The sequence below is a fragment of the Methylorubrum podarium genome (assembly GCF_022179745.1).
GTDB classification, from domain to species: Bacteria; Pseudomonadota; Alphaproteobacteria; order Rhizobiales; family Beijerinckiaceae; genus Methylobacterium; species Methylobacterium podarium.
The window spans coordinates 22735-29816 of record NZ_BPRD01000001.1; the positions used below are offsets into that span (position 1 = coordinate 22735).

General features: G+C 70.6%; 6 protein-coding genes and 1 pseudogene. 2 read left to right on the forward strand and 5 right to left on the reverse strand.

Annotated features, from left to right (window positions below):
• Positions 1-64 precede the first annotated feature (64 nt).
• Both scpA and MFF42_RS00120 read left to right on the forward strand, forming a co-directional pair.
• On the forward strand, positions 65-2230 hold the full coding sequence (gene scpA / locus MFF42_RS00115; RefSeq protein ID WP_238253481.1) for a methylmalonyl-CoA mutase: 2166 nt from the start codon (positions 65-67) through the stop codon (positions 2228-2230).
• Positions 2231-2436: 206 nt separating this feature from the next.
• On the forward strand, positions 2437-3870 hold the full coding sequence (locus MFF42_RS00120; protein ID WP_238253482.1) for a mannose-1-phosphate guanylyltransferase/mannose-6-phosphate isomerase: 1434 nt from the start codon (positions 2437-2439) through the stop codon (positions 3868-3870).
• Here the strand turns inward: MFF42_RS00120 and glpD are convergent.
• The 5 genes and pseudogenes from glpD to MFF42_RS00145 all read right to left on the reverse strand — a co-directional run.
• Complete coding sequence (gene glpD, locus MFF42_RS00125) at positions 3858-5372, reverse strand: glycerol-3-phosphate dehydrogenase (RefSeq protein ID WP_238253483.1); 1515 nt, start codon at positions 5370-5372, stop codon at positions 3858-3860. The two genes, MFF42_RS00120 and glpD, sit on opposite strands and share 13 nt — an antisense overlap.
• On the reverse strand, positions 5369-5677 hold the full coding sequence (locus MFF42_RS00130; RefSeq protein ID WP_238253484.1) for a hypothetical protein: 309 nt from the start codon (positions 5675-5677) through the stop codon (positions 5369-5371). Before MFF42_RS00130 ends, glpD begins: the two co-directional genes overlap by 4 nt.
• 8 nt (positions 5678-5685) lie before the next feature.
• Positions 5686-5871 (reverse strand): hypothetical protein, encoded by a 186-nt coding sequence (locus tag MFF42_RS00135; protein ID WP_238253485.1) that lies wholly within the window; start codon positions 5869-5871, stop codon positions 5686-5688.
• A gap of 101 nt (positions 5872-5972) precedes the next feature.
• Complete coding sequence (locus tag MFF42_RS00140) at positions 5973-6182, reverse strand: hypothetical protein (protein WP_238253486.1); 210 nt, start codon at positions 6180-6182, stop codon at positions 5973-5975.
• 280 nt (positions 6183-6462) lie between these two features.
• Positions 6463-7082, reverse strand: a pseudogene (locus tag MFF42_RS00145) (glycolate oxidase subunit GlcE); the annotation flags it as partial.

The window sequence follows — 7082 nt, forward strand, 5'->3', positions numbered from 1 at the left end:
ATAATGCTCAAAAAAATTCATCGTCTCCGCCGACGCCGAGACTGACGCCAGGAACAGTTGCACGATGAGCTCCCGGATCCCCGATTTCGCCTCCGTCGCCTACGCGGCCGACGGCTTCAAGGCGCCGCCTCCGCCGGCCGGGGAGCCCTGGATGACGCCCGAGGGCATTCCGGTGAAGGGGTTCTACGGCCCCGAGGATCGCGAGGGATGCGAGGGCATCGACTCGTTCCCCGGCCTGCCGCCCTACCTGCGCGGCCCCTATCCGGCGATGTACGTCACCCAGCCCTGGACGATCCGGCAATATGCCGGCTTCTCCACGGCGGAGGATTCGAACGCCTTCTACCGGCGCAACCTCGCGGCCGGCCAGAAGGGCCTCTCGGTCGCCTTCGACCTCGCCACCCACCGCGGCTACGATTCCGACCACCCGCGCGTTTCGGGCGATGTCGGCATGGCGGGTGTGGCGATCGACTCGATCTACGACATGCGCACGCTGTTCTCTGGGATTCCCCTCGACCAGATGACCGTGTCGATGACGATGAACGGCGCGGTGCTGCCGGTTCTCGCCCTCTATATCGTCGCGGCGGAGGAGCAGGGCGTGCCGCCGGAAAAGCTCGCCGGCACGATCCAGAACGACATCCTCAAGGAGTTCATGGTCCGCAACACCTACATCTATCCCCCCAAGGGATCGATGCGGATCATCTCGGACATCTTCGGCTACACCTCGAGGAACATGCCGAAGTTCAACTCGATCTCGATCTCCGGCTACCACATGCAGGAGGCCGGGGCGACGCAGGATCTCGAACTCGCCTACACGCTGGCCGACGGCGTCGAGTACATCAAGGCCGGTCTGGCGGCCGGCCTGACCATCGACCAGTTCGCCCCACGCCTGTCGTTCTTCTGGGCGATCGGAATGAACTTCTTCATGGAGATCGCCAAGATGCGGGCCGCGCGCCTGATCTGGGCGAAGCTCGTCAAGGAGTTCGATCCGAAATCCGACAAGTCGCTGCCCCTGCGCACCCACTCGCAGACGAGCGGATGGTCGCTCACCGCGCAGGACGTGTTCAACAACGTCACCCGCACCTGCATCGAGGCGATGGCGGCCACCCAAGGCGGGACGCAGTCGCTCCACACCAACGCGCTCGACGAGGCGCTGGCGCTGCCGACCGACTTCTCGGCCCGCATCGCCCGCAACACCCAGCTCTTCCTGCAGCAGGAGAGCGGCACGACCCGGATCATCGACCCGTGGGGCGGCTCCTACTACGTCGAGCGGCTGACGCACGACATCGCCGCGCGGGCCTGGGAGCATATCCGCGAGGTCGAGGCGCTCGGCGGCATGGCGAAAGCCATCGAGGCGGGCATCCCCAAGCTCCGCATCGAGGAGGCGGCGGCCCGCGCCCAGGCGCGGATCGATTCCGGGCGCCAGACCATTGTGGGCATCAACAAGTACAAGCCCGACGACGAGATGAAGATCGACCTGCTGCGGGTCGACAACGCCGACGTACGCGCCAAGCAGATCGACAAGCTCAAGCGCCTGCGGGCCGAGCGCAACCAGGCCGACGTCGATGCGGCCCTCGCCGCCCTGACGCAGGCCGCGGACGGCGAGGGCAACCTGCTCGAACTGGCGGTGAACGCGGCGCGGGCCAAGGCCACGGTCGGCGAGATCTCCGAGGCGCTGGAGAAGGCCTGGGGCCGTCACCGCGCCGAGATCCGCTCGATCTCGGGCGTCTACAAGCGGGAGGTGGGCGGCATGTCGCCGGTGGTGGAGAAGGTCCGTGGCCTCGTCGAGGCCTTCGAGGAGAATGACGGGCGCCGTCCGCGCATCCTGGTCGCCAAGATGGGCCAGGACGGGCACGACCGCGGCCAGAAGGTGATCGCCTCGGCCTTCGCCGACCTCGGCTTCGACGTCGATATCGGGCCGCTCTTCGCCACCCCCGACGAGGCCGCACGCCAAGCGGTGGAGAACGACGTGCACATCGTCGGCGTCTCCTCGCTCGCGGCGGGCCACCTGACGCTTGTGCCGGAGCTGAAGGCCGCCCTGAAGGCGGAAGGGCGCGACGACGTGATGATCGTCGTCGGCGGCGTGATCCCGCCGGGCGATTACGACGCGCTCACCGCCGCGGGCGCCTCGGCGATCTTCCCGCCGGGCACCGTGATCGCGGAAGCCGCCGTGAAGCTTCTGCACGAACTGAACGATCGCCTCGGCTACGGCGAGCGGCAGGCCGCCGAGTAGCCGATCCGGACAGTCGGCGGAGGCTTTTCGCCTCCGCCGTTCCTCACCGGATTTCTCCGGGATTTACCTGAATCGCAGGCAGGTTGGCCCGCATCGTGGTGCCGTGCGGGTGGATCGGCTAAGACGCCAGGGCTGATTTTCGCGCTCGCCGCTCTCGCACGTCTTCCGACCGGCTGGCGCCTCTCGATACGCGACGGGGCTGGGCGATGGCCGAGGCGGACCACGACAAAATCCTGCCCGTGATCCTGTGCGGCGGCTCCGGTACGCGGCTCTGGCCGGCCTCGCGCGAGAGCATGCCCAAGCAGTTCACGCCGCTCGTCGATCCCTCGACCTCCACCTTCCAGGCCACCGCCCGACGCGTCGCCGACGGGAGCGTGTTCGCGCGGCCCTCCGTCATCGCCTCGGCCGAGTCCCGCTTCATCGTCGCCGAGCAGCTCGCGCAGAGCCGCATCGCTGCCGACATCCTGCTCGAACCCGAGCGCCGCGACTCCGCCGCCGCCGTGGCGGTGGCCGCCCTGCACGGGGCGCGGCGGGGACCGGAGACGGTGGTGCTGGTCATGGCGGCCGACCACGTGATCGAGGACGCCGACGCCTTCGCGAGCGCCGCGCAGGAGGCCGCCCGCGGCGCCCGGCTCGGCCACATCATGACGCTCGGCATCACCCCGACCCGGCCCGCGACCGAGTACGGCTATATCCGCACCGGCTCCGCCATCCCGGACGCGCCGGGCCTGCACCGGGTCGAGCGCTTCGTCGAGAAGCCCGACGCGGCCGGCGCCGAGCGCCTGATCGGGGAGGGCGCCCTGTGGAACTCGGGCTACTTCCTGTTCCGCGCCGACGTGATGATCGCCGAGCTGGAGGCGCATGCGCCGGCGGTGCTCGACGCCGCCCGCGCCGCGCTCGCCGCCGCCGTTACCGATCTCGACTTCGTGCGGCTCCAGGCGGAGGCGTTCGCCCGTGCGCCGAAGACCTCGATCGACTACGCGGTGATGGAGCGGACGACCCGCGCGGGCGTGCTCGCGGTCTCCTTCGCGTGGTCGGATGTCGGCACCTGGGACGCCGTCTGGCAGGTGCTGGCGCGCGACGCGCAGGGCAATGCCGTGCGCGGCCGCGTCGAGCTGGTGGAGACCACCGGCAGCCTCGTCCACAGCGAGGGCGACGGGCTCACCACCGTGGTCGGGCTCGACGACGTGGTGGTCGTTGCGACCCCCGACGCGGTGCTCGTCGCCTCCAAGGCGCAGTCGGGCAAGGTGAAGGACCTGGTGAGCGTCCTGCGCGAGAAGGCGCACCCGGAAGCGGATGCCCACCGCCGGATGTACCGGCCCTGGGGCTGGTACCAGCGCATCGATATCGGCGAGCGCTTCCAGGTGAAGCGGATCATGGTCACGCCGGGCGGGCGGCTCTCGCTGCAGAAGCATTTCCACCGGGCCGAGCACTGGGTCGTGGTCAAGGGCACGGCGGAGGTGACGCTCAACGACCAGGTCATCCTCGTCCACGAGAACGAGGCGGTCTACCTGCCGATCGGCTCGATGCACCGGCTGACCAACCCCGGAAAGATCCCGCTCGAACTGATCGAGGTGCAGGTCGGCTCCTACACCGGCGAGGACGACATCATCCGCCTGGAGGACGTCTACGGACGGTGAGCGCCGGCCTCAGCCGACACGGCGGCGAGGTGGCGCCCGAGCCGCGCGACGCCCTCGCGATCCATGCGCAGGCCGAGCTTCGAGCGGCGCCAGAGGATGTCGTCGGAGGTGCGCGCCCATTCGTGCCGCACGAGGTAATCGACCTCGCGGGTGCTGAGATCGCCCCCGAACGTCTCGCCGAGATCGGCCAACGTGCGCGCATCGCCGAGCAGCCGCTCGGCGCGGGTGCCGTAGGCGCGGGCGAGACGCCGGGCGGTCGCTTCGGGCAGGAACGGGTACCGGGCCGCGAGTGTCCCCACGAAAAGATCGAAATCGGCGCCCGCCATGTCGCCGCCGGGCAGCGGCGCGTCGCCCGTCCAGGCCGGCTTCATGCCCGGCAGGTGCGGTCCGAGCTTCTCCAGCGCGTGCTCGGCGAGGCGCCGGTAGGTGGTGATCTTGCCCCCGAATACGGAGAGCACTGGTGGCCCGTCGTGGTCGAGTTCGAGCACGTAGTCGCGGGTGACGGCGGAGGCGTTCGCGGCCGCGTCGTCGTAGAGCGGGCGCAGTCCGGAGAAGCTCCAGACCACGTCGTCCGGGCCGATCTGCCGCTCGAACGAGCGGTTGATGCAGGCGCAGAGATAGCGCGTCTCCTCGGCCGAGATCCGAACCGGGCCGGGCTCGCCCTCGTGGGCCACGTCGGTGGTGCCGATTAGGGTGAAGTCGCGCTCGTAGGGGATGGCGAAGACGATGCGCCGATCGGGCTGCTGCAGGATGTAGGCCTGGTCCCCCTCGTAGAGCCGCCGCACGACGATGTGGCTCCCCTTGACGAGCCGCACCTTCGGCCGGGCTTCGACGGCGAGCGTGCGCAGCAGCGTCTCGCCGACCCAGGGTCCGGCGGCGTTGACAACGATCCGTGCCCGCACGCTCTCCCGCTGCCGCCGCTCGGCATCGTGGAGGGTCACGGTCCAGGCGCCGTCCTCGCGCCGGGCGGATTCGACGGTGGTGCGGGTGCGGATCCGCGCGCCGCGCTCGGCGGCGTCGAGGGCGTTCAGCACGACGAGGCGGCTGTCCTCGACCCAGCAATCGGAATAGGCGAAACCGCGCGTCAGCCGCTTCTGGAGCGGCGCGCCGACACCCTCGCGGCCGAGGCGGAGCGCCTGCGAGCGCGGCAGCGCCTTGAGACGCGCGAGGTGGTCGTAGAGGAACAGCCCGATCCGCAGCATCCAGGCCGGGCGCAGGCCGGCATCGTGCGGCAGGACGAAGCGCAGCGGCCAGATGATGTGCGGCGCGAGCCGCATCAGCCGCTCGCGCTCGGCCAGCGCCTCGCGCACGAGCCGGAACGCGTATTGTTCGAGGTAGCGCAGGCCGCCGTGGATCAGCTTGGTCGAGGCCGACGAGGTGTGCTCGGCGAGGTCGCCCCGCTCGCACAGCAGGACGCGCAGCCCGCGTCCGGCGGCGTCGCGGGCGATGCCGACGCCGTTGATGCCGCCGCCGATGACGAGAAGATCGACGGGTTCGCTCACGGGCGGCCCAGACCGCTGAGGCTGAGGCTGACGACGATCCCGATCAGCACGGCGCCGCCGAGGCAGCGCCGCCACGGATTGACCCCGCGCACGATCTCATCGAGCGCCCAGATCGTGAGGCTCACGAGCGCGAGGACGCGAAGGCCCGCGAAGACGGGCGCGGGCAGACCCGGCATCGCCGCCCCGAGGAGCCATTCCAGGGCCGAGGCGGCGGCGAACATCCACAGCGGCCAATTCGGCCACTGGCCGATCACGACCGCGCCGGTGTTGCGGTCGCGGAAGAACCAGTCGAAAGCCCGGCGCAAGCGGCGCCTCAGATCGCGCCCGTGCCCCGGGCGGCACGGATCGGCTCGCAGATCTTCGGGCTGATCTGGTCGAGATGCGGGCAGGCATTGGTCTCGTACCAGCCCCGAAGCTCGGGCTGCTTCGGCGCGACGTACATGGCCGTCAGGACGAAGCCGCCGGCGATCAGGATCAGGAGCAGAAGAAGGTTGCGCACGGGACGTCTCCATTCCGGCGGACCTCGCGACGCCGGCATCATCGCGGCAGACGCGCGAGGGCCGGGAGAGTTCCCTGGCCGAGCCGCGCATCACCCCCTCGTCAACGGCGGGCGTCCTCCAGGGTCTGCGGACGCGTGTGGGTGAGCGGACCCTGCGAGCCGGGCAGCAGCCCGAGATCCTGAAGCCAGAGCATGGCGAGCAGGCCCGCGAGCAGGCTGGCCACGCTCATCAGGATGGTGAGATGGCGCCGCCGGACGATCATGAAGATCAGCACGACGAGGAGAGCGAGCGAGAGCGCGAGAGTCAGCATGGCGACCTTGTACGACGATCCGGACCCGAGCGTCCCGCTGGTCGCCGGTCCCCGAAGCGGGTTGTCGGCATCCGCGAGTGCCGCCGGTCCCTCGACGGGAGCCGACGGATTTCGACCCGGAGACGGTCTCGAGCGCGAATTGGCGAGGATGGGATCGGACAGGCTGAGGGCAGCGGCTCAGTGCCCCAAGGCCCGATCTCGACGGGCGGATGCATCCGGCCCGGCTCGGCCTCTTCTTTCACTTTCACGCAGGCGGCGTCCGCGCTTCGCCGCCTGGTTGTCACACGCCCGCGTACATCCGGCCGGGATTGAAGATGCCGGCCGGGTCGTGGGCCGCCTTGATGCCGGCGGTGATCCGCATCAGCGGCTCGGGCGGCGGCTCGAAGACGGGCACGGCCGCACGCAGGGTCTCGGGCGCGCGCACCAGCGTCGCGTGCCCGCTGCCCGCCGCCTTCACCGCGGCGCGGATGATTCCGGCTCCGGCATCGTCGGCGGCCTCGGTGGCGAGCCAGATCAGGCCGCCGCCCCAATCGTAGAACCAGCGCGCGGCGCGTGCGGCCCCGATCGCCGCGGTGACCGCCGGACCGCGGGTCGGGGCGGTGGAGATGCGCCAGATCGCGGCTTCCCGCGGCTCGGCGAGGGGGGTCGCGTCGCGCACGGCGCGCCAGAGCGCGGCACTCTCCTCGCCTTCGACGACGTGTGCCTCGCCGGTGCGGCGCAGGAGACGGCGCAGCTCGCCGAGGCGATAGTTGACCGATTTCGCGAAGCCCTCGACACGCATCAGCGTCCGCGGCTCGGGGCCGCCGACGCCCGCGGGCAAGTGGGCGGCGCCGGTCAGTTCGAAGGGCGAACCCAGCGCGGCGGCGAGCGCCTCGACGGCCGCCGCGTCGCCGAGGCCCG

Excerpts from the sequence above, each read along its gene's own strand:
- scpA (WP_238253481.1), top strand. The coding sequence starts at position 65 with ATGAGCTCCCGGATCCCCGATTTCGCCTCCGTCGCCTACGCGGCCGAC.
- MFF42_RS00120 (WP_238253482.1), top strand. The coding sequence starts at position 2,437 with ATGGCCGAGGCGGACCACGACAAAATCCTGCCCGTGATCCTGTGCGGC.
- MFF42_RS00140 (WP_238253486.1), bottom strand. The coding sequence starts at position 6,182 with ATGCTGACTCTCGCGCTCTCGCTCGCTCTCCTCGTCGTGCTGATCTTC.